This window comes from Chromobacterium paludis, from assembly GCF_008275125.1.
GTDB classification, from domain to species: domain Bacteria; phylum Pseudomonadota; class Gammaproteobacteria; order Burkholderiales; family Chromobacteriaceae; genus Chromobacterium; species Chromobacterium paludis.
This window is the reverse complement of sequence record NZ_CP043473.1, coordinates 3,951,001-3,974,957: the sequence shown is the minus strand read 5'-3', so window position 1 is coordinate 3,974,957 and position 23,957 is coordinate 3,951,001. Positions and strand designations below refer to the sequence as shown.

The 23,957-nt window shown below is 65.0% G+C and carries 20 protein-coding genes; 13 read left to right on the top strand and 7 right to left on the bottom strand.

Features of this window, described 5'->3' with window-relative positions:
• The first annotated feature begins 103 nt into the window (after window positions 1–103).
• Together FYK34_RS18815 and FYK34_RS18810 are read left to right on the top strand one after the other, a co-directional pair.
• On the top strand, window positions 104–1,363 hold the full coding sequence (locus FYK34_RS18815; protein ID WP_149299175.1) for a glutamate-5-semialdehyde dehydrogenase: 1,260 nt from the start codon (window positions 104–106) through the stop codon (window positions 1,361–1,363).
• Between the two features lie 91 nt (window positions 1,364–1,454).
• Window positions 1,455–2,375 carry a LysR family transcriptional regulator gene (locus FYK34_RS18810; protein WP_149299173.1) on the top strand — a complete coding sequence of 307 codons (921 nt, stop codon included), beginning with the start codon at window positions 1,455–1,457 and terminating at the stop codon, window positions 2,373–2,375.
• Here the strand turns inward: FYK34_RS18810 and pcaF are convergent.
• From pcaF to FYK34_RS18795, 3 genes are all read right to left on the bottom strand, one after another.
• On the bottom strand, window positions 2,372–3,574 hold the full coding sequence (pcaF, locus tag FYK34_RS18805) for a 3-oxoadipyl-CoA thiolase (protein WP_149299171.1): 1,203 nt from the start codon (window positions 3,572–3,574) through the stop codon (window positions 2,372–2,374). The two genes, FYK34_RS18810 and pcaF, sit on opposite strands and share 4 nt — an antisense overlap.
• A 13-nt stretch (window positions 3,575–3,587) precedes the next feature.
• Window positions 3,588–4,754, bottom strand: coding sequence for an MFS transporter (locus tag FYK34_RS18800; RefSeq protein WP_149299169.1), 1,167 nt, complete (start codon window positions 4,752–4,754; stop codon window positions 3,588–3,590).
• Window positions 4,755–4,823: 69 nt separating this feature from the next.
• Window positions 4,824–6,002 carry a thioester reductase domain-containing protein gene (locus FYK34_RS18795; RefSeq protein WP_231137314.1) on the bottom strand — a complete coding sequence of 393 codons (1,179 nt, stop codon included), beginning with the start codon at window positions 6,000–6,002 and terminating at the stop codon, window positions 4,824–4,826.
• Between the two features lie 196 nt (window positions 6,003–6,198).
• Between FYK34_RS18795 and FYK34_RS18790 the strand changes: the two genes are divergently transcribed.
• The 6 genes from FYK34_RS18790 (at window position 6,199) to FYK34_RS18765 (ending at window position 12,778) form a co-directional block, all read left to right on the top strand.
• Window positions 6,199–6,675 carry a WbuC family cupin fold metalloprotein gene (locus FYK34_RS18790; RefSeq protein WP_149299165.1) on the top strand — a complete coding sequence of 159 codons (477 nt, stop codon included), beginning with the start codon at window positions 6,199–6,201 and terminating at the stop codon, window positions 6,673–6,675.
• A 64-nt stretch (window positions 6,676–6,739) separates the two neighbouring features.
• Window positions 6,740–7,126 carry a hypothetical protein gene (locus tag FYK34_RS18785; protein WP_149299163.1) on the top strand — a complete coding sequence of 129 codons (387 nt, stop codon included), beginning with the start codon at window positions 6,740–6,742 and terminating at the stop codon, window positions 7,124–7,126.
• Between the two features lie 225 nt (window positions 7,127–7,351).
• Window positions 7,352–8,752, top strand: a complete 1,401-nt coding sequence (locus FYK34_RS18780; protein WP_149299161.1) for a DUF2252 domain-containing protein — start codon at window positions 7,352–7,354, stop codon at window positions 8,750–8,752.
• Between the two features lie 149 nt (window positions 8,753–8,901).
• Window positions 8,902–10,509, top strand: a complete 1,608-nt coding sequence (locus FYK34_RS18775) for a methyl-accepting chemotaxis protein (RefSeq protein WP_149299159.1) — start codon at window positions 8,902–8,904, stop codon at window positions 10,507–10,509.
• A gap of 124 nt (window positions 10,510–10,633) precedes the next feature.
• Entirely contained in the window at window positions 10,634–11,983 is a 1,350-nt protein-coding gene (locus FYK34_RS18770; RefSeq protein ID WP_149299157.1) for a glutamine synthetase family protein, read from the top strand.
• 318 nt (window positions 11,984–12,301) lie between these two features.
• The gene (locus tag FYK34_RS18765) at window positions 12,302–12,778 is read left to right on the top strand and encodes a universal stress protein (RefSeq protein ID WP_149299155.1); all 477 of its coding nucleotides are present in this window, start codon (window positions 12,302–12,304) and stop codon (window positions 12,776–12,778) included.
• A gap of 53 nt (window positions 12,779–12,831) precedes the next feature.
• Here FYK34_RS18765 and FYK34_RS18760 read toward each other — a convergent pair whose 3' ends face one another.
• Window positions 12,832–13,578: a TlyA family RNA methyltransferase gene (locus tag FYK34_RS18760; protein WP_149299152.1), complete on the bottom strand. Its 747-nt coding sequence runs from the start codon at window positions 13,576–13,578 to the stop codon at window positions 12,832–12,834.
• 408 nt (window positions 13,579–13,986) lie between these two features.
• On the opposite strand from FYK34_RS18760, the gene FYK34_RS18755 reads away from it, so the two are divergent.
• The 3 genes from FYK34_RS18755 (at window position 13,987) to FYK34_RS18745 (ending at window position 16,888) form a co-directional block, all read left to right on the top strand.
• Complete coding sequence (locus FYK34_RS18755) at window positions 13,987–15,519, top strand: glycine betaine uptake BCCT transporter (protein WP_149299150.1); 1,533 nt, start codon at window positions 13,987–13,989, stop codon at window positions 15,517–15,519.
• Window positions 15,520–15,585: 66 nt separating this feature from the next.
• A complete protein-coding gene (locus tag FYK34_RS18750) occupies window positions 15,586–16,221 on the top strand; it encodes a YceH family protein (protein ID WP_168209807.1) in 636 nt (211 codons plus the stop codon).
• 136 nt (window positions 16,222–16,357) lie between these two features.
• Window positions 16,358–16,888: a YfaZ family outer membrane protein gene (locus FYK34_RS18745; protein ID WP_168209806.1), complete on the top strand. Its 531-nt coding sequence runs from the start codon at window positions 16,358–16,360 to the stop codon at window positions 16,886–16,888.
• Window positions 16,889–16,946: 58 nt separating this feature from the next.
• On the opposite strand, the gene FYK34_RS18740 is transcribed toward FYK34_RS18745, so the two are convergent.
• Window positions 16,947–18,974 (bottom strand): M13 family metallopeptidase, encoded by a 2,028-nt coding sequence (locus tag FYK34_RS18740; RefSeq protein ID WP_149299143.1) that lies wholly within the window; start codon window positions 18,972–18,974, stop codon window positions 16,947–16,949.
• 162 nt (window positions 18,975–19,136) lie between these two features.
• On the opposite strand from FYK34_RS18740, the gene FYK34_RS18735 reads away from it, so the two are divergent.
• Window positions 19,137–21,185: a S46 family peptidase gene (locus tag FYK34_RS18735; RefSeq protein ID WP_149299141.1), complete on the top strand. Its 2,049-nt coding sequence runs from the start codon at window positions 19,137–19,139 to the stop codon at window positions 21,183–21,185.
• A 251-nt stretch (window positions 21,186–21,436) separates the two neighbouring features.
• Complete coding sequence (locus FYK34_RS18730; protein WP_149299139.1) at window positions 21,437–21,634, top strand: hypothetical protein; 198 nt, start codon at window positions 21,437–21,439, stop codon at window positions 21,632–21,634.
• A gap of 47 nt (window positions 21,635–21,681) precedes the next feature.
• Here the strand turns inward: FYK34_RS18730 and FYK34_RS18725 are convergent, their stop codons facing one another.
• Together FYK34_RS18725 and FYK34_RS21085 are read right to left on the bottom strand one after the other, a co-directional pair.
• A complete protein-coding gene (locus FYK34_RS18725; protein WP_149299137.1) occupies window positions 21,682–23,715 on the bottom strand; it encodes a prolyl oligopeptidase family serine peptidase in 2,034 nt (677 codons plus the stop codon).
• Window positions 23,716–23,779: 64 nt separating this feature from the next.
• On the bottom strand, window positions 23,780–23,905 hold the full coding sequence (locus tag FYK34_RS21085) for a hypothetical protein (protein ID WP_269203834.1): 126 nt from the start codon (window positions 23,903–23,905) through the stop codon (window positions 23,780–23,782).
• Between the last annotated feature and the right edge of the window lie 52 nt (window positions 23,906–23,957).

Sequence of the window (23,957 nt, the reverse complement as noted above, 5' to 3'; positions counted from 1 at the left end):
CTGACAATAGCCAATTGACGGGCAGGCCCCGCTTGGCCCCTGGCCCGGCTTTGGTTTAAGCTGCAAACAATCCATAAATCGACAGAAACCAGGGCCATCCGTCATGAACGTCAAACAATACATGCAGCAACTGGGCAAGGCCGCGCGCAAGGCGTCGCGGCTGCTGGCCCGCGCCGACACTCAGCAGAAGAACGCCGCGCTGATGGCCATTGCCGACGCCATCATCCGCGAGCAGGACAAGCTGCTGGCCGCCAACCAGGCCGACCTGGACGCCGCGCGCGCGGCCGGCCTGGAAGACGCGATGCTGGACCGGCTGACCCTCAGCGCCAAGGGCGTGCTGGCCATGGCCGACGGCCTGCGCCAGATCGCCGCGCTGGCCGACCCGGTGGGCGAGGTCAGCGAGATGAGCTACCGCCCGTCCGGCATTCAGCTGGGCAAGATGCGGGTGCCGCTGGGCGTGGTGGGCATCATCTACGAGGCCCGGCCCAACGTCACCGCCGACGCCGCCGGCCTGTGCCTGAAATCCGGCAACGCCACCATCCTGCGCGGCGGCTCCGAAGCCTTCCACAGCAACCAGGCCATCGCCGCCTGCGTGCACGAGGGCCTGCGCGTGGCCGGCCTGCCGCCGGAAGCGGTGCAGGTGCTGGAAACCACCGACCGCGCCGCGGTGGGCGAGTTGATCGCCATGCCGGAATACGTGGACGTGATCGTGCCGCGCGGCGGCAAGGGCCTGATCGCGCGCATCAGCGCCGAAGCCCGCGTGCCGGTGATCAAGCACCTGGACGGCAACTGCCACGTCTACATCGACGACACCGCCAACCCGGACAAAGCCTTCGACATCGCGCTGAACGCCAAAACCCATCGCTACGGCACCTGCAACACCATGGAAACGCTGCTGGTGCACGCGGCCTTCGCCGAATTCATCCTGCCGCGCCTGGCCGAGGCCTATTGGGAAAAGGGCGTGGAACTGCGCGGCTGCGAGCGCACCCGCATCATCCTGGGCGACAAGGTGGTGGCCGCCGGCGAAGAAGACTGGGCCACCGAATACCTGGCGCCCATTCTGGCGGTCAAGGTGGTCAAGGACATGGACGAGGCCATCGAGCACATCAACCACTGGGGCAGCCACCACACCGACGCCATCGTCACCGAGGACTACGGCCGCGCGCGCCGCTTCCTGCGCGAAGTGGATTCCGCCAGCGTGATGGTCAACGCCTCCACCCGCTTCGCCGACGGCTTCGAATACGGCCTGGGCGCGGAGATCGGCATCTCCACCGACAAAATCCACGCCCGCGGCCCGGTGGGCCTGACTGGCCTGACCAGCCAGAAGTGGATCGTGCTGGGTGATGGCCAAGTGCGCTCATGATCCAATTGGCAAATGGTTTTTATACAAAAATCCCAAAGGCATCAAAATGAATTAAACTCACCAGCTCATTCTCGATGAGTACATTTCCAATATGAATGCCGCTAGGTACGCCGAGCACCTTGCCATCTTTGTCGAAGTCGCGCGCGGGGGATCGTTTTCAGCGGTCGCCCGCCGCCACGGCGCGACGCCATCCACCATCACCCGCAAAATCGACATGCTGGAGGAGTTCGTCGGCACCAATCTGCTGATTCGCTCCACCAGAGCGCTGATGCTGACTGAAGCGGGAGAGGCGCTGTTTGCCCGCGGAGTCAACGTGCTGGACACCTTGACCGACATCCATAACGAGATCATCGCCCTGAGCGACAGCATGTATGGCACGCTGCGCATCAGTTGTCTGCCAACATTCGGCAAGCTGCATGTCCTGCCTTGGCTAGCCGACTTGCAACAACGCCATCCCAGCTTGCGCATAGATCTCGATCTCACCGAACGGCTGACCAATCCATCGGTAGAGCGACTGGATGCCGCCATTCGCATCGGCAAGCTCAAGGACAGCTCGCTATTCGCCAAGCAGATCGGCACTCAACGCTGGGTGATCTGCGCCAGCCCCGACTACCTGCGCCAACGCGGCTATCCCTCCGATCTCGAAGACCTGCGCCGGCTCCGGCTGATAGACAAGTTGCACGATCCTCACTCCATGTGCTGGAGACGACTGGTGGAAAAAGGCCATATAGACCAGATTGAGGCCGCTTTCCGTTGCGACGACTTCGAAGCCATGCGCCAGGCCGCGCTGCGCGGGCTCGGCGCAGCCTTCCTGCCGGACTGGGTGATAGCCCAAGATCTAGCCGCAGGGGCGCTGATTCGATTGTTCGATGATCCGGAAGGGAGGGAAGAGGGTATCCACTTGGTGCGAGCCCTGCCCAAGATGTCGGCCAAGCTGGAGGTTTTCCACCAAGCCCTGAGCAACCATCTCGAGCATGTCCACACCAGTGGACGCCTATCTGTTTCCGGTTAGATCCGCTCAATCACCATCGCGATACCCTGCCCCACACCCACGCACATGGAGCACAACGCGTAGCGCCCGCCCGTCCGCGCCAGATGGTACATGGCGGTGGAGACCAGCCGCGCGCCACTGGCCCCAAGCGGATGACCCAGCGCGATAGCCCCGCCATTGGGGTTGACCCGGCTATCGTCATCGGCCAGACGCAACTCCCGCAGCACCGCCAGCGCCTGGGCAGCGAACGCCTCATTCAATTCTATGTGGTCGATCTGCTCCAGCCCCAATCCCGCCAATGCCAAGGCCTTGTTGATCGCCGGCACCGGCCCCATTCCCATCACTCGGGGGGCCACCCCCGCTGCGGCGGCCGACAAGATGCGGGCCCGCGGCGCCAATCCATGGCGGCGAATCCCCTCCTCGCCCGCCAACAGCAATGCGCAAGCGCCGTCATTGATGCCTGAAGCGTTTCCGGCAGTCACCGTGCCATCCGGACTGACAACGCCTTTGAGCCGTGCCAGCTCCTCCAGCGAGGTTTGCCTCGGATGTTCGTCCTGGGCAAATATCTTGTCCTCGCCTTTTCGCTGCGGAATACGCACTTCCATCAGTTCGTCGGCGAAAAAACCCTGCTCATAAGCCGCCGCCGTCCGTTGCTGGCTCAGCAAGGCGAAAGCATCCTGGTCAGACCTCGACACTCCGAACTCCTTCGCCACGTTTTCCGCGGTTTCCGGCATGGTATCCACACCATGCAGGGCCTTCATCCTCGGATTGACGAAACGCCACCCCATGGTGGTGTCCTCCATCTTCAGAGAGCGCGAGAACGCGCTGTCCGCCTTGCCCACCACATACGGCGCCCTGCTCATGCTTTCCACCCCGCCGGCGACGATCAGCTCCGCTTCGCCACTTTTCAAGGCACGAGCCGACATCGCCAGCGCATCCAGGCTGGAACCGCACAAGCGGTTGACTGTGGTGCCCGGCACGGCCTCCGGCAATCCCGCCAACAGGGCCGCCATGCGCGCCACGTTCCGGTTGTCCTCTCCAGCCTGGTTGGCGCATCCATAGATCACATCATCGATCAAAGCCGCATCCAATTGCGGGCTCCGCGCCAGCAATGCCTGGATGGGCAGCGCCGCCAACTCATCGCCGCGAATGGAAGACAGAGAACCGCCGTAGCGGCCAAAGGGGGTACGCACCGCATCGCAGATATAAGCATTTTTCATGAAGCTCTCCAGATCAGGCGCCGCGTCCGCGCAGCGCCACAATGGCATTCGCATTTAAAACAATCACGACAGTCGACGCAGCCAAACCCAGCGCCGCGATGCCGCTCCACCCATACTCGCCGGCCAACGCGGCCCCGGCTCGCGTGCCAAGCGCGCCGCCCAGGAAATAGCAAGCCATGAACACCGTGTTAAGACGGCTTCGCGCGCTGTCAGACAAGGACAACGCGCGCAGTTGATTGCCCACCAAGCCGGCGCGGCCGCCCAAATCCAGAATGACGATTCCCAGCAACAGCGCCGGCAACAGGAGTGCGCTGCTTCCAATCAGAGCAAAGGCGCAGGCGGCCGCTATCGCACCCAGCAACACTACCGTTCGTGCGCCCAAGCGGTCCGACAACCGGCCGATGAATGGGGACGCAAAAATGCCGACGATGCCGACCAAGCCGAACAAACCGACAACATCGCTATGAAAATGATAGGGCGGACGGGACAGCAGATAGGCCAATGCACCCCACAACGCGCTGAAGGCGCCGAACATCAAAGCGCCGCACAGGCAGGCGAGCCTCAGCTCTCTCTCTGTCGCCAACAGCTGGCCCAAGGAGCGCAGCAATTGGCCATAGGATGAGCGCGTCAATCCGCCTCCCGCCGGCAACGCCGCCGCAACCACCACGATCAAACCCAAATCGATCGCCGCGGCAAGGACATACATCGTCCGCCAGCCGGCATAGTCGCCCACCAAGCCGGATAGCGTTCTGGCTAACAGAATGCCGGCCAGCAAGCCGCTCATCACCGTGCCGACCGCTCGGCCGCGCTGCTCAGGAGACGTCATCAAAGACACCGCCGGTATGATGATTTGCGCGCCGACGGAAGTCATGCCAATGGCGATATGAGCGGCAATCAGCATGGGCAAGCTGGGAGATGTCGCCGCCCAGATGGAACTAGCTGCATTGATGAACAGCAGGGAAATCATCAGTTTGCGACGGCTAACCCAATCCCCCAGAGGCACAAACAACACCAAACCCGCCGCATAAGCCAACTGCACGGTCATCGCAATAGAGCTAGCCTGGCCGACATCGGTCCCGAACGTCTGCGCGAACAGCACTAGCAAGGGTTGGTTGTAATAGATGTTGGCGACAGAGAAAGCACAGATTCCGGCAAATAGAAACAATGTCCGTGAACGCATGAACACTCCGGTTATTTTGACGTGGTGAAACGGAGCATGCGCGCATGCCCGTTCCGATGGGTCCGGCAATCAAGTCATTGCGATTTCGGTCCATACCTGGAGAGGAACCGAATCCGCGGTACCCGATGGCAAGGGCAAGAACTCTTGCAACTGCAGATAGCACAGATACCGATCCAGTAACTCGAATTTCAGTTTCGGAGGATAAACATCATGGGACTGGGCCGCCTCCTCGATCTTCTCCGTGCGGAATTTCTGGATTTCCCGGCCAAAGCGCAGGATCTTTTCATGTGCGCCCTCAGTGCCATACAAGGGGAAGAAACGATACAGCGCATTATTTCCCCCATCTGCCAGCAGCTTCTTCTGCCATTCGTAGAATTCAAGCGTCTTGATCTGGTAACCACGATTATTCAACCACGCAACGATCTCCTCCCAAGAAATCAATTCCGTGTAATTGAACAGGTTGACAACATGGCCACCCTCGGTCATATAACGGGGCAAATTCATAATCTGGGCGGTAAAGTCAACTGGCGTGAAATTGATCAGACGATTCAATTCCGGCGCATAACCCAACTGAACGCAACTCTTAATGAACAGCATGAACTGGTTATCGCTGAACAACGCCGCTCCAGTCTGGCTATGGCCGGAAATATAACCTAGGCGGAATATATTCCCCTTTCCTCCGGATCGGTGAAAATCACCCACGAGCTTCTCAGCTTCCCACTTGGATAACAGATAGCCCATATCCGAGTTGAGGCGCTCATCCTCCGGAAAGTCTTCGACATACTTTCCATCCGCATCCACGCGAACAGCCGAGCCCAGCGTCGAAACAAAATTCACGACTTTGCTTCGACCCGTCCGGGCCATTTCCAGAAGATCGGCAACGCTATCCACGTTGGCGCCCTTCAAAACATCATATGGACGAATGTGATTGACACGAGCGGCGATATGATGGATTACATCCACGTTTTCGCATAATTCCTGATAGTCTTCGACGCACAATCCCAGATTTTTCTGGGTGATGTCCCCGTCGATCATTTTGATTTTGTCAATCTCCGCCAAGTCTGCATTGGCATAGATGGAGAATTTCTTAAAGGCATCCAGTATGCGCTGCCTGGGCATGGACCGATCTATTTTCCGGCAAACCACGTAGATAGTTCCGACATTGCTAGAGCTAACCAGTTCATTCAGCAAATGAGCGCCAATGAATCCGGTCGCCCCAGTCAGCAATACGTTCTTTTCTTCGCTCATGACTACCCCGTCATCCATATGTGTTGGAGACTGGATTGTATTAACTGGTATTTACATTTAGAAGCCAGTCCAAATCCGAAACAGTTTTGCCAATTTTGCAAAAATAGCCCACATCGATTGATACAATTCCGCACAACTCCACACTCATCGTTTTTCGGGTCATAATCATGGTTTGTACTTACTAAAACATCGTCCCATGAAGCTCCTGACCCAATCGGATCTCGCCGACCTGTCCGCCAAAGCCGCCGCCGCGCCGCGCCTGCGCGCCCACCACAATCTGCACGAACAGCTGGAAGACGATATCCAGCGCCTGGCCATCGCCATGGAGCCGGACACCTATGTCCGTCCGCACCGCCATCCGGGCAGCCCGGAACTGCTGATCGTGCTGAGCGGCGCGCTGGACTGGATAGCGTTCGAAGACGACGGCCTCACCGTCGCCGCGCGCCATCGCCTGGGCGAAGGCGGCGCCCGCGTGTTCGAAATGCCGGCCCATACCTGGCATTCGGTAGTGTCGCTGCAGCCGGGCACCGTGGTGTTCGAAGTCAAGCGCGGCCCTTACCAGCCCATCCCGCAGGCCGACCTGGCCGCCTGGGCCCCGGCCGAGGGCGACACCCGCGTCGCCGACATGCTGGCCTTCCTGCGCCGCTGCCAGGCCGGCGAGCGCTTCGCGTAACATCGCTTAACACTTGCCGCCGCCGCGGCCGGAACCGCGGGCGGCGGCCAGCGCACCAAACGGCATGGTCCACTACGAAACCCTGCCGCGCCCGATGTCCAAGCTCCGCCCCCTCTCCCTGTCCGGCCTATTGATCCTGGCCGCCTTGCTGCCGCGGCTGGCAGCCGCCGATCCCGGCTTCACCGCCAAGCATGCGCCAGATGCCGTCGCCGACTGCCTGCAGCAAGGCTTGGCCAAGCTGCACATTCCCGCCGACTTCATCGAACGCCACGACGCCAGCGACGGCAGCCGCAGCCTGCGCATGCGCAATCCGGTCAGCGACGCCTCCGGCACGGCGGTGGATATCTTGCCGCAAGGCGAGGGCAGCAAGCTGCAGCTGGAACTGAACGGCCTGCCCTTGAGCCCGGCCTGGAAACGCCTGCTGCGCCAGTGCGGCGCCAAACCGCTGTGAATAACTTTCCCAATTCGCCACAGTCTGTGCGCAAACTGAACAAGTTGGGATAAACCTGTGCATAAAGCCGCGTCACGCTGTGCGCAAGCCATGCCATCCACAGCGTCCTGTGCATAATGTGGATAAACTTTGAACAAGCTGTGGGTAAGGCTAATGGATGTCGGCGCGTCAGCCCGCCGCGTCTGCGGTTACACTAACCGTCTTCGCCCCGCCCCGAGTCCACCCATGGCCACCGTTCATCACCTCAAGTACGAGCAGCACTACGCCGCAGGCAAGGCGCGCCGCCAGTCATGTCCCCGCGCCCGCCAAGCCGAGTGCGCCCTGGCGCCGCAACGCGACGTGATCGCCATGGTCGAGTCCACCTCAGAGGGCCGCGTGCCGGCGCTGGCGCCCTTGCGCTACGCCCGCATGCGCGTCTCCCCTTTCACGTTTTTTCGCGGCACCGCCATGCTGCAGGCCGCCGACCTGGCCGCCGCCCCAAACAGCGGCATCCGCCTGCAGATCTGCGGCGACGCCCACTTGATGAACTACGGCTTCTTCGCCTCGCCCGAGCGGCAGCTGGTCTTCGACATCAACGATTTCGACGAAACCCATCCCGGCCCCTGGGAGTGGGATCTCAAGCGGCTGGCGGTCAGCCTGGCGCTGGCCTGCCGCGGCCGCGGCTTCGGCGAGGCCGCGGCGCGCGACACCGTCTTGCGCCTGGCAGGCACTTATCGTCGCCGCCTGCGTGATTTCTCGCAGATGAGCCAGTTGGCGCTGTGGTATTGCCGTGTCGATTTCGATCAGCTGCTGTCCCAGGCTGCGGGCGAGGCCATGCGCCAGCAGTTGCAAAAAGTAGCGGACAAGGCGCGCGGCCAAACCCAGGAGCGGCTGCTGCCCAAGATGACGGAGAGCGAAGACGGCGCGCTGCGCCTGCGCGACAATCCGCCGGTGATCTTCCACCTGGACAGCCGCGACAGCCCGCTGGCGGCCTGCGACGACTGGCTGGGCGACGACAGCCTGGCCAAGGCGCAGGACATGCTGGACCACTACATCGCCACGCTGAAGGAAGACCGCCGCGAACTGCTGCAACGCTTCCGCCTGGTGGACGCGGCGTTCAAGGTGGTGGGCGTCGGCAGCGTCGGCACCCGTTGCCTGGTCTTGCTGCTGCAGGACGACTACGACCAGCCGCTGTTCCTGCAGCTGAAGGAGGCGCGCCCTTCCGTGCTGGAGCCGTACACCCAGCGCTGCGTCCACGGCAACCAGGGCAAGCGCGTGGTGTTCGGCCAGCGGCTGATGCAGGCCGCCAGCGACCTGTTCCTGGGCTGGACCCATAGCGCGGACGGCCGCCACTTCTACGTACGCCAGCTGCGCGACATGAAGGCCGCGCCGGCGCTGGAAACCTTCTCCAATGCCGAGGAGCTGGCCAGCTACGGCCAGGCCTGCGCCTGGACGCTGGCGCGCGCCCACGCCAAGTCCGGGGGCTGCGCGGCCGAGATCGCCGGCTATCTGGGCCAGTCCGACCGCCTCGACCAAGCGCTGGCAGACTACGCCATGGCTTACGCCGACCAGGTGGAGCGCGACTACGCGCAATTCGACGCCGCCATCCGCAGCGGCCGTCTGCCCTGCGCGCCCGCGCCGCGTTAGGACGCGCGGGAAAGTTCCAATGTTGATGTTTGCACTCTGAACTAGACTGTAACAACAGGAAAGCATAATCAGTCGGCGTCCGCCGCCCCCTCCCGCGGCGCGCGCCGCCGCCCGTCGGCGGCCGGTTTCCACCCATCAGAGCGTCAAACATGCAGCTGAATACCCGCCTCATCATCATCATCGTGGCCAGCCTGCTGGCCTTGCTTGGCCTTTCCACCGTCGCGCTGTTGTCCACCCGCGCCACCCTGCATCAGGAGAAACGCGGCCAGATCGTGCATCTGCTGAAAATGGCGGAAAACTCCCTCAGCCATTTCCATGATCTGGAAACCCAGGGCATGCCGCGCGCCGAGGCGCAGAAGCAAGCCATCGCCGCCCTGTCCGCGCTGCGCGTGGACGACATCTATTTCTTCGGCCGCAACCGCGACAATCTGGTGCTGTTCCACCCCAGCAAGGCGCGCGTCGGCAAGGTGGACATGGGCAGCAAGCTGCCGGACGGCCGCACCACGGTGCAGGCCTACGAAGACGCGATGCAGCAGGACCACTACGGCGTGCTGGTGATCCAGACCAGCCGCGGCGGCAGCAAGGAGGAATTTCCCAAGCTGAACGGCGTGTTCCGCTTCGAGCCCTGGGGATGGACCGTGGGCACCGGCATCTTCATCGACGACATCGACCAGCTGTTCTGGCAGCAGGCCCGCACGCTGCTGGCGGTGGCGGTGGGCTGCGTGCTGGTGCTGGGCGCGCTGGTGGGCTGGATGTCGCGTTCGATACTGAACTCATTGGGCGGCGAGCCCGCCTACGCCGCCCAGGTGGTGAAAGCCATCGCCGACGGCGACCTCAGCGTGGACATCCGCGTCAACGGCGGCGGCGACAGCCTGCTGGGCGCCATGCGCGACATGCGCGGCAAGCTGCGCGGCATGATAGACGAGATCGGCCGCGCCACCGCCAGCATCAACCACTCCTGCCGCGAGCTGACCCAGGACATGGACAAGGTGCATGAGGTGTCCGGCGTGGCCAGCGCCTCCACCACCGCCGCCGCCGCCGCCATCGAGCAGCTGTCGGTCAGCATAGACCACGTCAGCGCCACCACCCGCGACACCGAAACCGGCGCGCGCGACGCCGCCGACTTGGCGCGCCACGGCAAGACCTTGACCGACGACGCCGCCGAAGGCATCCGCCGCATCGCCGACCAGGTGCACGGCGCCAGCGACATGGTGGCGCAGCTGGCCGAGCGCAGCCGCAGCATCAGCAGCATCGCCGAGACCATACGCGACATCGCCAACCAGACCAATCTATTGGCGCTGAACGCGGCGATCGAAGCGGCCCGCGCCGGCGAGATGGGCCGCGGCTTCGCCGTGGTGGCCGACGAGGTGCGCAAGCTGGCCGAACGCACCGCCAGCGCCACCGACGAAATCAGCAATATCGTGCAGGCCGTGATAGACGAAACCGGCAACGTGGCCGGCCGCATGGACGAAATCCGCCCGGCGGTGCAGGCCGGCGTCGATCAGGTGCGGCAGGCGGCCAACACGCTGGAGGCCATCAGCCAACAGGCCAGCGTGGCCTTGGAGCATGTGCACAATGTGGCGGTGGCCATGGGCGAGCAGAGCCAGGCCGGCACCAATATCGCCGGCAATGTCGAGCAGGTGGCCGGCGTGGTGGAAGAGACGCAGAACTCGGTCAGCAACGCGGTGCAGGCGGTACGCGCCATCGACCAGCAGGCCGCCGGCCTGCATCAGACGGTGGGACGCTTCAGACTGTAAAACAATCGACAGGCTTGCCGCCGCCGCTGCGGCTGGCATAATGGTCGCGGGCGCACGCTCCATGAAAGCAAGAAAAAAAACTGAGGACAGACAGGAACCCCAGCACGCTTCAGTGGAGAATTGTATGTCTGATGCCCGCATGCCGGCAGGCCTCATCGAATGGCTGCAACAAAGCAAGGCGAGGGATGTGGAACTCGCCTTCGCCGACGTCCACGGCTTTCCCCGTGGCAAAACGCTGCCCGCCCCCGCCTTCATCCAGGGGCAGCAGCTGCGCATCGCGCGCGCGGTGCCGCTGCAAAGCTGCGTCGGCGAGTTTCCCGACTACAGCTACTACGGCGAGCACGACCCCGACGTCGCGCTGGTCCCCGATTACGCCACCCTGAAAGCGGTGCCGTGGGCCAAGACCCCGCGCGCCATGGTGATTTGCGACAACGTGGACCATGACGGTAGCCTGTCGCCGCTGGCGCCGCGCTCGGTATTGAAGCAGCTGCTGGCGCGCTACGCCGCCCGCGGCTGGACGCCCATCGTCGCGCCGGAGCTGGAGTTCTATCTGTTCGCCGCTCATGGCGACCCGGCGCAACCCTTCCAAGCCCCCAAGCTGCCCAGCGGCCGCCGCGAGACCGGCTTCGACGCCTTCGGCTTCTCCGCGCTGGGCGAGCTGGAAGCCTTCTTCGACGAGCTGTACCAGGCCTGCGAGACGCTGGGCATCGCCACCGACACCTGCGTGCACGAGATGGGTCCCAGCCAGTTCGAGATCAATCTCAAGCACGGCGACGCGCTGAAGCTGGCCGACGACACCTTTATGTTCAAGACCGCGCTCAAGGAAATCGCCCTGCGCCACGGCCTCAGCGCCGTGTGCATGGCCAAGCCCTTGCCCGGCCAGCCCGGCAGCTCCATGCACATCCATCAAAGCATCGTGGACCGCGGCGGCGCCAATGTGTTCAGCCGCGCCGACGGCGCGGAAAGCCCGGAATTCTTTGGCTTCATCGCCGGCCTGCAGCGCTACCTGCCGGAGCTGATGCCGCTGTTCTGTCCCAATCCCAACTCCTACCGCCGCTTCGTCAAGGGCATGGCCGCGCCGGTCAATCTGAGCTGGGGCCTGGACAACCGCTCGGTGGGTCTCCGGGTGCCGGTGTCCGGCCCGGAAGCGCGCCGCGTGGAAAACCGCCTGCCCGGCTGCGACGCCAACCCCTATCTGGCGCTGGCCGCCAGCCTGGGCGCCGGCCTCGCCGGCATCGAGCAAGGCTTGACGCCGGACGAGGCGGTGCACGGCAATGTGTTCAAGCAGCAGGCCGCCAGCCTGCCGTCCACCCTGGACGCGGCCTGCGCCGCGATGGCCGCCGGCGGCGCGGCGGAAGCGCTGTTCGGCGCCGAGTTCAGCCGCGCCTACCTGGCGGTCAAGGAGGTGGAATTGAACGATTACCACCGCCAGGTTTCCACCTGGGAGCGGCAGTACCTGGGGTTCTTGGTCTAGCGCTCCCCAACCTTGGCTGCAGGCCGGCCGCCCCCCATCCCCTTCGGCCCCGGCTTCTTCGGCCGCAGGGGTCGCCAAGGGGTGTCGGGGAGCTGCAAGACAGCTCCCCGGCCTGCCCAGCGGGCCGCCCCGCCGTTCAAACATTCGTCCACGCAGCCGACGCGGTAGACTCAGGCCCATGGTTTGAATCGCGCCGGAGATAGCGCCGAGCAAATTTGCCCTGGATCAATACCCGCGCGAGCCCGGCAAGACAAGGCCGCCCAGGGCGCGGTATGCTGAAGTCATCCCACCAAGCAGAAGTATGCCAAGGAGCAGCCGATGTACAGCCACATCATCGCCGCGATAGACGGCAGCAACAATTCCGACAAAGCCTTGCACGAGGCCATCCGCCTGGCCAAGTTCGCCGATTCCCGCCTGACCCTGGTGCACATCGCCAGCGTGCGCGACTTGGCCGTAGACAGCCTGGGCGTCTACGCCGGCGACCCCGGTTACGACCTGGTGCTGAAGCAGGGCGAGGAGGCGCTGGCGCGCGCGCAGCAGATCGCCCGCAATGCCGGCCTCAGCAATGTGCTCAGCCATCTGGAAAAAAGCTGGGAAGGCGGCCATGACCTGGCCGATCTGCTGCTGGGCTACGCCCGCTCGCAACAAGCCAATCTGATCGTGCTGGGCACCCATGGCCGCGGCGGCCTGGCCCACCTCTTCCTTGGCAGTTTCGCCGAGGACGTGCTGCGCCGCAGCCATCTGCCGCTCTTGGTGGTGCGCAGCCAGGACGACGACGACATCAGCGTGGAATAAGCCCATCCCGCAGGCCATCCCTCCGGCCCGCCTCGCGCGAGCCGGTTTGCGCTTCAGCGCCGCACAGCGTGCACGAAGAACTCGTGATTGCCGTCGCCGCCCTTGATCGGGCTATCGAACCAGGCCAGCACCCGCATGGCCTGCTCGTCCAACACGCGGTTGATCTTGTCCTTCACCACGGGATACAGGCTTTCGTCGCGCACAATGCCGCCCTTGGACAAGCCCTCGCGCCCCACTTCGAACTGCGGCTTGACCAGGCTGAGCAGGCGGCCGCCCGGCTTCAGCAGGGGCAGGGCCGACGGCAGCACCAGGCTTAGCGAAATAAACGACACGTCGCACACCATCAAGTCGAAGCCGTCACCGTCATTGGCCGCCAGCAGCGCGGCGCGGTCCAGCGCGCGCGCGTTGACGCCCTCGAAATAGCGCACCCGCGCGTCCTCGCGCAGCCGGGCATGCAACTGGTCGTGGCCCACGTCCACGCCCACCACCCGGCGCGCGCCGGCCTGCAGCAGGCAGTCGGTAAAGCCGCCGGTGGACTGGCCCACGTCCAGCGCGGTCCAGCCGGCTGGATCCAGCCCGGCTGCGGCCAGCGCGCCCTGCATCTTCAGGCCGCCGCGCGAGACGTAGCGGTCGGCCTCGTCGGCGACGATGGCAAATTCGGCATGCGGCGGAAACTTCTGGCTGGCCTTGCTCACCGGCGCGCCCTCGCAGCTGACGCGGCCGGCGGCGATCAGGTTCTGCGCCGCGGTGCGCGAAGCCGCAAGCCCTTGTTCCACCAGCAAAACATCCACTCGAATCATCTGCGTCTCCCGCTTTCGGCCTATCATCAGCGCGACAGGTTGGCCAAGCCCGCTCGCGCTGTCAAGACTGGCCGCCGGCGCGCCCATTTTCCAGAAAAGTACGCCCCTGATGTTTACAAGAAAACGCTAATGGTGATAGTCTAAAAAGCAATTGATTGATTTTGTTCAATTATCCAGGCAGCTCCCGCATGCATTAAACGGGGAAAATCCGCCCGCACAGCGCGGATTTATTCATTTCAGCTGCCCGCTCCGCCGCATCCGGCCAGACGCGCCGGCCTTGCCCATACGGAGTGCTCTCGCCGGCCCGCGCCGGTTTCGCCCGCGGTTTCGCCGCGCCGTTCCGCTCACCCTTACATCGCGACCATGCGCCCCGCGCGGGGCTTGTCGTCGCCATGCACAGGAGTCCCGATGGTTTTACGTCTCTCTCTCTTGCTCACCGTATTGTTCGCGCTATGGGGGGTCATCGCCCCCGAGCACATGACCCACGCCGCCGGCCAGTGGCTGAGCTTCACCATTTCCCGCTTCGGCTGGTTCTATTTATTGTCGGTGTTCGGCTTCCTGATGTTCGCGCTTTACCTGGCCTTCGGCCGCTTTGGCCACATCCGGCTGGGCAAGGAGGACGAGGAGCCGGAGTTCTCGCGCCTGAGCTGGTTCGCCATGCTGTTTTCCGCCGGCATGGGCATAGGCCTGGTGTTTTGGGGGGTGGCCGAGCCGATCTCCCACTTCGCCAAGCCCGCCAGCGCGTCCACCACGCCGGAATCGGCGGAGGCCGCGCGGCTGGCCATGCGCCACGTGTTCTTCCACTGGGGCCTGCACCCGTGGGCGGTGTACAGCCTGACCGCGCTGGCCCTGGCCTATTTCAAGTTCAACCGCGGCCAGAAAGGCCTGATCAGCGCCGCCTTCCGCCCGCTGCTGGGCGATAAGGTGGACGGTCCGATAGGCGTGGCCATCGACGTGCTGGCCGTGCTGGCCACCGTGTTCGGCGTGGCCACCACCCTGGGCTTCGGCGCGCTGCAGATCGAGAGCGGCCTGCAGATGCTGTTCGGCATCCAGCCATCCACCTGGCTGACCGTGGCCATCGTGGTGGTCGCCACCGCGCTGTTCCTGCTGTCGTCCTTGACCGGCCTGTCGCGCGGCATCAAGTGGCTGTCCAACTTCAACATCGCGCTGGCCATCCTGCTGTTCCTGGCCGTGGTGCTGCTGGGCCCCACCGGCTTCATCTTCGACACCTTCACCACCACCCTGGGCGACTACCTGGGCAATCTGACCAGCGCCAGCCTGCGCATGAGCCCGTTCAGCCAGGGCGACTGGATGGCCAACTGGACCCTGTTCTACTGGGCCTGGTGGGTCACCTGGGCGCCGTTCGTCGGCATGTTCATCGCCCGCGTCTCGCGCGGCCGCACCATACGCGAGTTCCTGGTGGGCGTGCTGCTGGTGCCGGCCCTGGCCAGCTTTGTCTGGTTCTCCGCCTTCGGCGGCACCGCGCTGGACCTGCAATTGTTCGGCGGCGTGGACCTGGTATCCGCGGTCAAGGCCGACGTTTCCACCGCGCTCTACGTGATGTTCGAACAGCTGCCGGGCGGACACTTCCTGTCCCTGCTGGCCATGCTGCTGGTCATCATCTTCTTCGTCACCTCGGCCGACTCCGCCACCTTCGTGCTGGGCATGTTCAGCAGCGGCGGCAGCCTCAATCCCAGCCACCGCGTCAAACTGATCTGGGGCGTGCTGCTGGCGGCCATCTCGCTGGTGCTGCTGCAGAGCGGCGGCCTGAAGGCGCTGCAGTCGGTGCTGATCGTCAGCGCCCTGCCCTTCATGCTGATCATGATAGGCATGGCGGTATCCTTGTACCGCGCGCTGGACGAGGAGGAGCGCGACGGCCGCCGCCGCGAGATCCGCCGCCTGCGCCGGCTGGAAGCGCTGGAGCAAAGCGAACAAAGTTGAGCCCGCGGCGGGACGAAAGGCCGATTTGCTGCCATCATCACGGTATCGTCTTGCCTAGGAGGAAATATGGACACCCATCAACTCGACCCGGCGGAAGTGCGCGTGCTGGGCGCGCTGGCGGAAAAGCAGGCGCTGACGCCGGATGCCTACCCGATGACCTTGAACGGCCTGGCCAGCGCCTGCAACCAGCTGACCAGCCGCGAGCCGGTGATGCAGCTGTCCGAATCCGAGATCGCCGCCGCCCTGGACGCGCTGATCGCCAAGAAGCTGGTGGCCGAGCGCATGCCGGCCGGCAGCCGCGTGGCCAAGTACGAGCATAGGCTCAATTACGAGTGGAATATCGACGGCGCGCGGCTGGCCGCGCTGGCGCTGCTGATGCTGCGCGGCGCGCAGACCAGCGCCGAGATCCGCGCCCGCTCCGGCCGCCTGTACGGATTCTCCGGCGTGGACGAGGTGGAAACCGCGCTGCACGCGCTGGCCGACAAATACCCGCCGCTGGCGATGAAGCTGGAGCGCCAGCCCGGCGAGCGCGAGGCGCGCTGGTGCCACTTGCTTTGCGGCGAGCCGCAGCTAGCGGCCGCGCCGGTCCAGGCGTGCGAAATCATAGACGTGGGCCTGACCGGCCGCGTGGCGGCGCTGGAGGCCGAGGTGGCGGCGCTGAAGGCCATGCTGCTGGCGATGGAGCAGCGCCTGAACGGCTGAGCGCTCGCGCCGACGCCCCTCCCCAACCCGGCTTCGCCGGGTTTTGTCATTCATGGCCCGGCCCCGCGCCGTGAACTTGTTTTTTAGAAATCAGTCACTACCCGTTGTGATTCGGACTCAAATCAGGAATAAACGCATGAAACACCTTACCCTCGCGCTGGCCCTGGCCACCCTGGCCGGCGGCGCGCACGCGGCCGACTACATCGCCGGCTTCGGCAACGGCACCCAGCAGTTCCAGCGCACGCCGGACGGCTTCGGCATAGGCCTCAACCTGGACTACCTGCGCGACGACCACAAGGGCAGCGCCGGCGGCGCCGGCCTGGAGTTCGCCCTGCCGCTGGGTCCGCTGACCGTGGCCGGCGGCGGCAAGCTGATGGCGCTGTCGCCGGACAGCGGCTCCGCCAGCGCCGCGCTGATCGGCGGCCGCGCCAGCTTCGACGTCGCGCCCAAGGTCAAGCTGTTCGGCCAGGCCTATTACGCGCCCTCCAGCTTCGCCAGCGGCAGCGTCAACCGCGTGTCCGACTACGCCGCCGGCGTGCGTTGGAACGCGTTTGGCCCGCTCAGCCTGGAGGCGGGCTACCGCTATTTCGACATCCGCCGCGACGACAGCCACCGCAGCCGCACCCTGGCCGACGGCGCCTACCTGGGCGCCGGCCTGAGCTTTTGAGTCCGGCGGGCAGGCATGAAAAACGGCAGCCTAGGCTGCCGTTTTTCATGCATCGCGCTTACCACCACAGGTGGAAGCGCTGTGCCGGCGGCAAATACATCTTGTCGCCCGGCTTGACGCCGAAGGCCTGGTAGAACGGATCCAGATTGCTGACGGTGCCGATGGGGCGGTACATATCCGGCGTGTGCGGGTCCGACACCATCTGCTGCAGCGTGGCGCCGTCGCGCGTCTTGCTGCGCCAGGATTGGGCGAAGGCGATGAAGAAGCGTTGATCGCCGGTCATGCCGTCTATCACCGGCGCTTCCTTGCCGCCCAGCGCGATGTGATAGGCCTTGTAGGCGATTTCCAAGCCGGCGTTGTCGGCGATGTTCTCGCCCAGCGTCAGCTCGCCGTTGACGTAATGGCCCTTCACCGGCTCGAAGCGGCTGTACTGCTTGACCAGCTTGGCCGTGACTTCCTTGAAGTGCTTTTCGTCGGCCGGCGTCCACCAGTTGCGCATATTGCCGTCGCCGTCGAACTGGTGGCCCTGGTCGTCGAAGCCATGGCTGATCTCGTGGCCTATGGTGGCGCCGATGCTGCCGTAGTTGACCGCCAGGTCGAACTTGGGATCGAAATACGGCGACTGCAGAATGGCGGCCGGGAACACGATCTCGTTATTGGCGGGATTGTAATAGGCATTGACCGTCTGCGGCGTCATGCCCCATTCGGCGCGGTCCACCGGCTGGCCCAGCCGCTTCACGTCGCGCTGGTAGTTGAACTGGCTGATGCGCGCCACATTGCCCGCCAGGTCATCCGGCTGGATCGCCAGCGCGGAATAATCGCGCCACTTGTCCGGGTAGCCTATCTTGGGCGTGTACTTGGCCAGCTTGGCATGGGCTTCCTTCTTGGTGGCCGGCTCCATCCAGCTCAGCGTGTCTATGCTCTGGTCGTAGGCCTTGAGCAAGTTGTGCACCAGCTCGTCGGCCTGGCGCTTGGCTTCCGGGGTGAAATACTTGGCCACATACAGCTTGCCCACCGCCTCGCCCAGTCCGCCGTTGACCAGCGACACCGCCTTCTTCCAGCGCGGACGGTCCGCGCCGCGGCCGTCCAGCGCCTTGCCGTAGAAGTCGAAGTGGGCGGCCACCCAGGCCGGCGCCAGGTCCGGCGCGTAGGCGTCCAGCGTGCGCAGGCTCAGGTAGTCGCGCAGCACCGGCAGCGGCGTGGCGGCCAGCAGGCGCGACAGCTTGGCGAAATATGTCGGCTGGTCCAGATTGATCGCGTCCACCTTGGCCAGTTGGGCATTGGCCAACAGAACGGTCCAGTCATAGCCCGGCAAGCGCTTGGACAGATCGCCCACCGCCACCTTGTTGTAGGTCTTCTGGATGTCGCGGTTTTCGACATTGCTCCACTGGATGCTCGCCAGTCGGGTCTCGAACGCGAGCACCGCCTTGGCGCGCGCGGCGGCGCGCTTCTCGCCGGCCAGCGTCAGCAGCTGGCCCAGATAAGCCTGGTAAGCCTTGCGCGCCTTGGCGAAATCCGCCGACTTGCCCAAGTAATAATCGCGGTCCATGCTGAGGCCGGACTGACTGACCCCGGCCAGATAGGCTGAGGAGTTCTTAGGGTCCTGCGACACGTAGAAATGGAAAGGCGCGTCCACCGGCTGCCCCTGCAGCTTGGCCATATAGGCCACCGCCTGCTTGTTGGACGACAGGCCGGCGATTTCATGCAACTGGCCGTGCAGCGGTTTCAGACCCAGCTTCTCGATGGCGGCCTCGTCCATGAAGCTGTGATACAGATCGGCGATCTTGCGCGCCTCCGCGGTGTCCGGCTTGGCCGCCGCCTGCTCGATGATTTCGCGCACGCGCTGCTGATTCAGGTCGTACAGGTATTCGCCCACGCCGGTGGACGAGCGCTCGGCCGGGATCTGGGCCTGCTTCATCCAGGCGCCATTGGCGTACAGCGAAACGTTGTCCTGGATGCGCACCGAGTGGTCTATGCCCTTCAGGTCTATGCCGTATGGGCCGTAGTCCAGTTCATTGGCCGGCGCGGCCCAGGCGGCTTGCAGGCTCAGCGACAGGACCAGCGGCAGCAGGGTCTTCAATTTCATGGGTTTCCTCTATTTTCCTTGGCGGCACCGGGCCGCCTGCGTCAAACATGACATTTTGCTTACGCGATGGTACCCCTCCGTTTCGATGGCAACAATCCCATCTATTCAAATGACATTTAAATCGCGTAGGATGATTGCCCGTTTTCGATTGATGCCAATGTTATGCCACGCTCCCCGCTATTTCACGCCCTCGCCATCGCAGCGTCATTGCAGGCCGCCCACGCCTTGGCCGACGAAGGCATGTGGACCTTCGACCATCCGCCGCTGCAACAGGTCAAACAACGCTACGGACTGGCGCTGACGCCGGCCTGGCTGGACCGGCTGCGGCTGTCCACCGTCGACTTCGGCGCCACCGCATCCTTCGTCTCGCCTAACGGCCTGATGCTGACCAATAACCACGTGGCCCACCACTGCCTGAGCCAGCTCTCCAGCGCCGGGCGGGACCTGAACCGCAGCGGCTTCTTGGCCCGCCAGCGCAGCCAGGAGCTGAAGTGCCCCAACGCCACCGCCAAGGTGCTGGAGTCCTGGCAGGACGTCACCCGGCAAGTGCAGGACGCCGCCCCGGCCAGCCTGCCGCCGGAACAGCAGGCCAGTCGGCACAAGGCCGTGGTGGCGGAGCTGGAACAGCGCTGCAGCCGGGACACCGGCCTGAAGTGCGAGATGGTCAGCCTGTACAACGGCGCCGTCTATCAGCTCTACCGCTATCGGGAATGGAAAGACGTGCGTCTGGTGTTCGCGCCGGAAGAGCAGGCCTCGTATTTCGGCGGCGACGCCGACAACTTCGTCTACCCGCGCTACGCCCTGGACATGGCCCTGCTGCGCGTCTACCAGAACGGCAAGCCGTATCGCCCGGCGCATTACCTCACTCTGTCGCGCCAGGGCGTGCGCGAGGGCGAGCCGGTCTTCGTCGCCGGCCACCCCGGCCGCACCAGCCGGCTGGAAACGCTGGCGCAGCTGCAACTCCGCCGCGATCTGACCCTGCCGCTGCAATTGCAGGATGCCCGCATGCAGCAGGCGCTGCTGCAGCGTTACGCCGAGCGCTCGCCGGAAGCGGCGCGCCAGGCCAACGCCGTGCTGTTCGGCATCGAGAACTGGCTCAAGAACATGAGCGGGGAAGCCCTGGCGCTGCAACAGCCGGAACTGGAGGCCGCCAAGCGCAAAGAGGAGGCCGAGCTGAAAACCGCCTACGCCCAGGCCGGCCTGGCCGGCGATCCATGGCGGGAAGTGGACCAGGCCGCGAACTACCAGCGCCAGCATTACGCGGAATACTATCTGGTCGATTACGGCGACACCTTGCTCGTCCTCGCCGGGCAACTGGTGGAACAAGCCGCGGAACGCAAGCTGCCGGAGTCCGAGCGGCTGTACGGCTACAGCGACGGCGACCTGCCCGGGCTGGAACGCAAATTGCAGGCCGATACGCCGGTTTACCCACAGCTGGACATCGCCCGCCTGACCGGGCAATTGCAGCAGATGCGCGACAAGCTGGGCGCCGACCACCCGGCCGTGCGCATCCTGCTGGGCCATGACGAGCCGGCGCAGGCCGCGCGCCGGTTGATCGCGGGCAGCCGCCTGGGGCAGGCCGCCGAGCGTCGTAAACTGCTGGCGGGCGCCGCCGCCGCCATCGCCGCCAGCGACGATCCTCTGATCGCCGCGGCGCGCCAGCTCTACCCGCTGCGCCGCCAGCTGGAGCGGAACTACGACGCCCACGTCCGCGCGCCCCTGCGCCAGGCCGCCAGCCAACTGGGACAGGCCCGCTTCAAGCTATACGGCGACGCCTTGCCGCCGGATGCCACCGGCACGCTGCGGCTGAGCTACGGCAAGGTAGCCGGCTACCGCGCCGACGGCGTCGCCATGCCGTGGAAAACCGTGATAGGCGGCCTGTACGCGCGCGCCGCCGCCTTCGACCACCGTTCGCCGTTTCAGCTGGCCACCGCGCTGGAAACACACCGCGGCGCCATCAATCCGGACCTGCCCCTAGACTTCGTCAGCACCGTGGACATCGTGGGCGGCAACAGCGGCTCGCCGGTGGTCAACGCCCAGGGCGAGCTGGTGGGCCTGATCTTCGACGGCAACCAGCAGATGCTGGCCGGCGGCCATGTCTACAGCGACGCCCGCGCCCGCGCCATCGCCGTGGACAGTCGCGGCATGCTGCACCTGCTGGACAAGGCCTACCATGCCGGAGCGCTGCTCCAGGAGTTGAGCGGCGGCTAAGTCCCGGCTGCGCCGCGACCTGGCAGGCCGCGGCGCAGCCTATTCCTCCACGCACAGAATCATGCCATGCAGCTTAAGTTATCCGGATACGCGTTCGGCCTCTTGCTGCGCGCGTGCAGTCTTGCCCGCGCGGCCCCTGCGACAGACGCGGATGCCGACGCTCGTCTCGCCAAGACCGATTTGCCCAGCCGTCTCCATCAGCAGCGCTCTGCAGTCTCCCGACGGCCAGCCCCTGGCCATCACCATGCGCAATGCCCGCGGACGACAGCGACGTCGGCTATGCCGCCCAGATGGGACCTAGCCGCTATCCAGATAGCGACCGCTGCGCCATGAGTGGGGTAGGCATGACCGATATCGCGCGCCTAGCCAGTCGCGCCGTCTCAGACGCCAGCGAACAATTCCTGCAATACGGTTTCAAGAAGCCGGTGGCCTGCTCATCCTACCGATGACGGTTCCTCCCCCTGGGCCTGCCGGGGCGGGCGCGATCCCAGCGTCGTCAGTCCATCAGCCGCTGGTACAGATACACCAGCACCCGCGCCAGCTCCTTCGCCGTGTCTTCCTGGCCGGCGTTGCCGGCGTGCCCGCCGCCATCGGTTTCGTAGAACAGCGCGTCGTGGCCCAGCTCGCGCAGGCGCGCCACCATCTTGCGCGCGTGGCCGGGATGCACGCGGTCATCGCTGGCGCTGGTGGTGAACAGGGCCAGCGGGTAGCGCGCGTCGGCGCGCAGATGGTGATACGGCGAGTAGGCCGCCAGCGCTTCGCGCTCGGCTTCGTCTTCCGGGTCGCCGTACTCGTCTATCCAGCTGGCGCCGGCCAATAGCTCGGTGTAGCGCAGCATGTCCAGCAGCGGCACCTCGCACACCACGGCCTGGAACAATTCCGGCCGCTGCGCCATCGCCGCGCCCACCAAGAGGCCGCCGTTGCTGCCGCCCTCTATCGCCAGCTTGGCCGGCGAGGTCAGCTGGCGGTCCATCAGGTCTTCCGCCACCGCGATGAAGTCGTCGAAGCTGACCTGCCGCTTGGGCCCCTGCGCCGCCTGGTGCCAATGCGGGCCGAACTCGCCGCCGCCGCGGATGCAGGCCAGCACGAAGGCGCCGCCCTGGGCCAGCCAGTGCGGGCCGAAGTTTTCGATGTAATACGGCAGCATCGGCACCTCGAAGCCGCCGTAGCCGTACAGCAAGGTCGGCGTGGAGCCATCGAAGGGCGCGTCGCGCCGACGCACTACGAAATAGGGGATTTGCTCGCCGTCCGGCGCCGTGGCCTGCCACTGCTCGGCCACATAGGGCGCAGGGTCGAAGGCCTCCGGCTGGCGGCGCAGGCATTCGCTCGCGCCGTTTTCCAGATCCAGACGGTACAGGCCGCAGGGCGTCAGGAAGTCGCTGTAGCTGTAGTACAGCACGTCGCTCTGCCACGGCTGGTCGGCGATTTCGATCACGCCGTCCTCCGGCAGGCTCAGCGGCTGGCGCACCCACTCGCCGTCCTGCTTGGCGAAGCACAGCATGCGGCTTTTGACGTTGTCCAGCAGGTTGACCAGCAGCCGGCTGCGTGTGGTTTCCACCATCGCCACCGCCAGCCGCGGCTCGGGCGCTTGCAAGGTCTGCGGCGCAGGGCCCTCGCCCAGCAGGCCGGCCAGGCTCACCGCCAGCAGGCTGCCGCTGGGATAGTTCGCGCCTTGCCAGGCCCAGTCTTCCGCCAGCTTGACGATGAAATCGCCGGCGATATAGGCCTCGATCTCCGCCTTGGGCGGCAGCGGCAGCGCGTGCAGCGCCAAGCCGCCGTCTATCAGGTAATAGGTTTTGCGGTAAAAACCGTCGGACACCTCGGCCAAGTCCAGCGCGCTGCCGTCGCTGTCCAGGAAGCGCCAGGCCGCGGTCATCATCGCGTCTTCCGGCGCGGCGAACAGCTGGGTCCAGCCGTGCTGGCCGTCTTCGCCCCGCTCCACCAGCCACACCTCGCGCGGGTAGCCGGCGCGGGTCAGCGGCGCGCCCTTCCAACCGGGGCAGACGAAGGCGCTGTCCGGATCGCGCCAGGCGATGTGGTTCTTGCCTTCCGGGAAGCTGAAGCCGCCCTCCACCCAGCGCCGCGCTTCGACATCGTATTCGCGCGCCACGGTGGCGTCGCCGCCGCCGTTGGTCAAATGCACCAGCGCCCGCTCCGGCATCACGGTGCAGTGGGACACGCCGTCCAAATACCAGTCCTTGCCGTCGGCGTCGGCCAAGGCGTCTATGTCCAGCACCGTCTGCCAGTCCTGGCTGCCGGCGCGGTAGTCGTCCAGGGTGGAGCGGCGGTAAATGCCGCGCGGATGCGCCTCGTCCTGATGGAAGTTGTACAGCCAGCCGGCGTGCTCGGCGAAGTATGGAATCTGCCGCGTGTCGCGCAGATGGGCCAGGATGTCGGCCTTCAGGCCGTCAAAACGCGGATCGGCGTCCAGCACGCCCTCGGTGCGGGCGTTCTGCTCCGCCACCCAGGCGGCGGCGCGTTTGGAATCCAGGCTTTCCAGCCAGGCGTGGGGGTCTTGGGACGGGGTCATGGCGCTGTGGATAAGAAATCAAAGAATGGCGGCGAGAGTAGCACCGGCGCGCGCCGCTGCCAAATCACCGCACCCCCGCCGCCGCAGCTTTGAAGCGGGCGATGACCTCCGGCGGCGTGTCCTTATTGAAGGCCGCGTACAGCGCGCTGTCCAGCTGGTCCAACTGGCCTAGCTTGATGCCGCGCGCCATCGAGGCGTTCCCGCTCCGCCGCCTTCAATGTGTTGAGCATGCCGGCCTTGGT

Excerpts from the sequence above, each read along its gene's own strand:
- FYK34_RS18770 (WP_149299157.1), top strand. The coding sequence starts at position 10,634 with ATGTCTGATGCCCGCATGCCGGCAGGCCTCATCGAATGGCTGCAACAA.
- FYK34_RS18735 (WP_149299141.1), top strand. The coding sequence starts at position 19,137 with ATGCCACGCTCCCCGCTATTTCACGCCCTCGCCATCGCAGCGTCATTG.
- FYK34_RS18725 (WP_149299137.1), bottom strand. The coding sequence starts at position 23,715 with ATGACCCCGTCCCAAGACCCCCACGCCTGGCTGGAAAGCCTGGATTCC.
- FYK34_RS18775 (WP_149299159.1), top strand. The coding sequence starts at position 8,902 with ATGCAGCTGAATACCCGCCTCATCATCATCATCGTGGCCAGCCTGCTG.
- FYK34_RS18800 (WP_149299169.1), bottom strand. The coding sequence starts at position 4,754 with ATGCGTTCACGGACATTGTTTCTATTTGCCGGAATCTGTGCTTTCTCT.
- FYK34_RS18795 (WP_231137314.1), bottom strand. The coding sequence starts at position 6,002 with ATGAGCGAAGAAAAGAACGTATTGCTGACTGGGGCGACCGGATTCATT.
- FYK34_RS18785 (WP_149299163.1), top strand. The coding sequence starts at position 6,740 with ATGGTCCACTACGAAACCCTGCCGCGCCCGATGTCCAAGCTCCGCCCC.
- FYK34_RS18750 (WP_168209807.1), top strand. The coding sequence starts at position 15,586 with ATGGACACCCATCAACTCGACCCGGCGGAAGTGCGCGTGCTGGGCGCG.
- FYK34_RS18740 (WP_149299143.1), bottom strand. The coding sequence starts at position 18,974 with ATGAAATTGAAGACCCTGCTGCCGCTGGTCCTGTCGCTGAGCCTGCAA.
- FYK34_RS18810 (WP_149299173.1), top strand. The coding sequence starts at position 1,455 with ATGAATGCCGCTAGGTACGCCGAGCACCTTGCCATCTTTGTCGAAGTC.
- FYK34_RS21085 (WP_269203834.1), bottom strand. The coding sequence starts at position 23,905 with ATGGCGCGCGGCATCAAGCTAGGCCAGTTGGACCAGCTGGACAGCGCG.
- FYK34_RS18780 (WP_149299161.1), top strand. The coding sequence starts at position 7,352 with ATGGCCACCGTTCATCACCTCAAGTACGAGCAGCACTACGCCGCAGGC.
- FYK34_RS18730 (WP_149299139.1), top strand. The coding sequence starts at position 21,437 with ATGCCCGCGGACGACAGCGACGTCGGCTATGCCGCCCAGATGGGACCT.
- FYK34_RS18765 (WP_149299155.1), top strand. The coding sequence starts at position 12,302 with ATGTACAGCCACATCATCGCCGCGATAGACGGCAGCAACAATTCCGAC.
- FYK34_RS18815 (WP_149299175.1), top strand. The coding sequence starts at position 104 with ATGAACGTCAAACAATACATGCAGCAACTGGGCAAGGCCGCGCGCAAG.
- pcaF (WP_149299171.1), bottom strand. The coding sequence starts at position 3,574 with ATGAAAAATGCTTATATCTGCGATGCGGTGCGTACCCCCTTTGGCCGC.
- FYK34_RS18760 (WP_149299152.1), bottom strand. The coding sequence starts at position 13,578 with ATGATTCGAGTGGATGTTTTGCTGGTGGAACAAGGGCTTGCGGCTTCG.
- FYK34_RS18790 (WP_149299165.1), top strand. The coding sequence starts at position 6,199 with ATGAAGCTCCTGACCCAATCGGATCTCGCCGACCTGTCCGCCAAAGCC.
- FYK34_RS18745 (WP_168209806.1), top strand. The coding sequence starts at position 16,358 with ATGAAACACCTTACCCTCGCGCTGGCCCTGGCCACCCTGGCCGGCGGC.
- FYK34_RS18755 (WP_149299150.1), top strand. The coding sequence starts at position 13,987 with ATGGTTTTACGTCTCTCTCTCTTGCTCACCGTATTGTTCGCGCTATGG.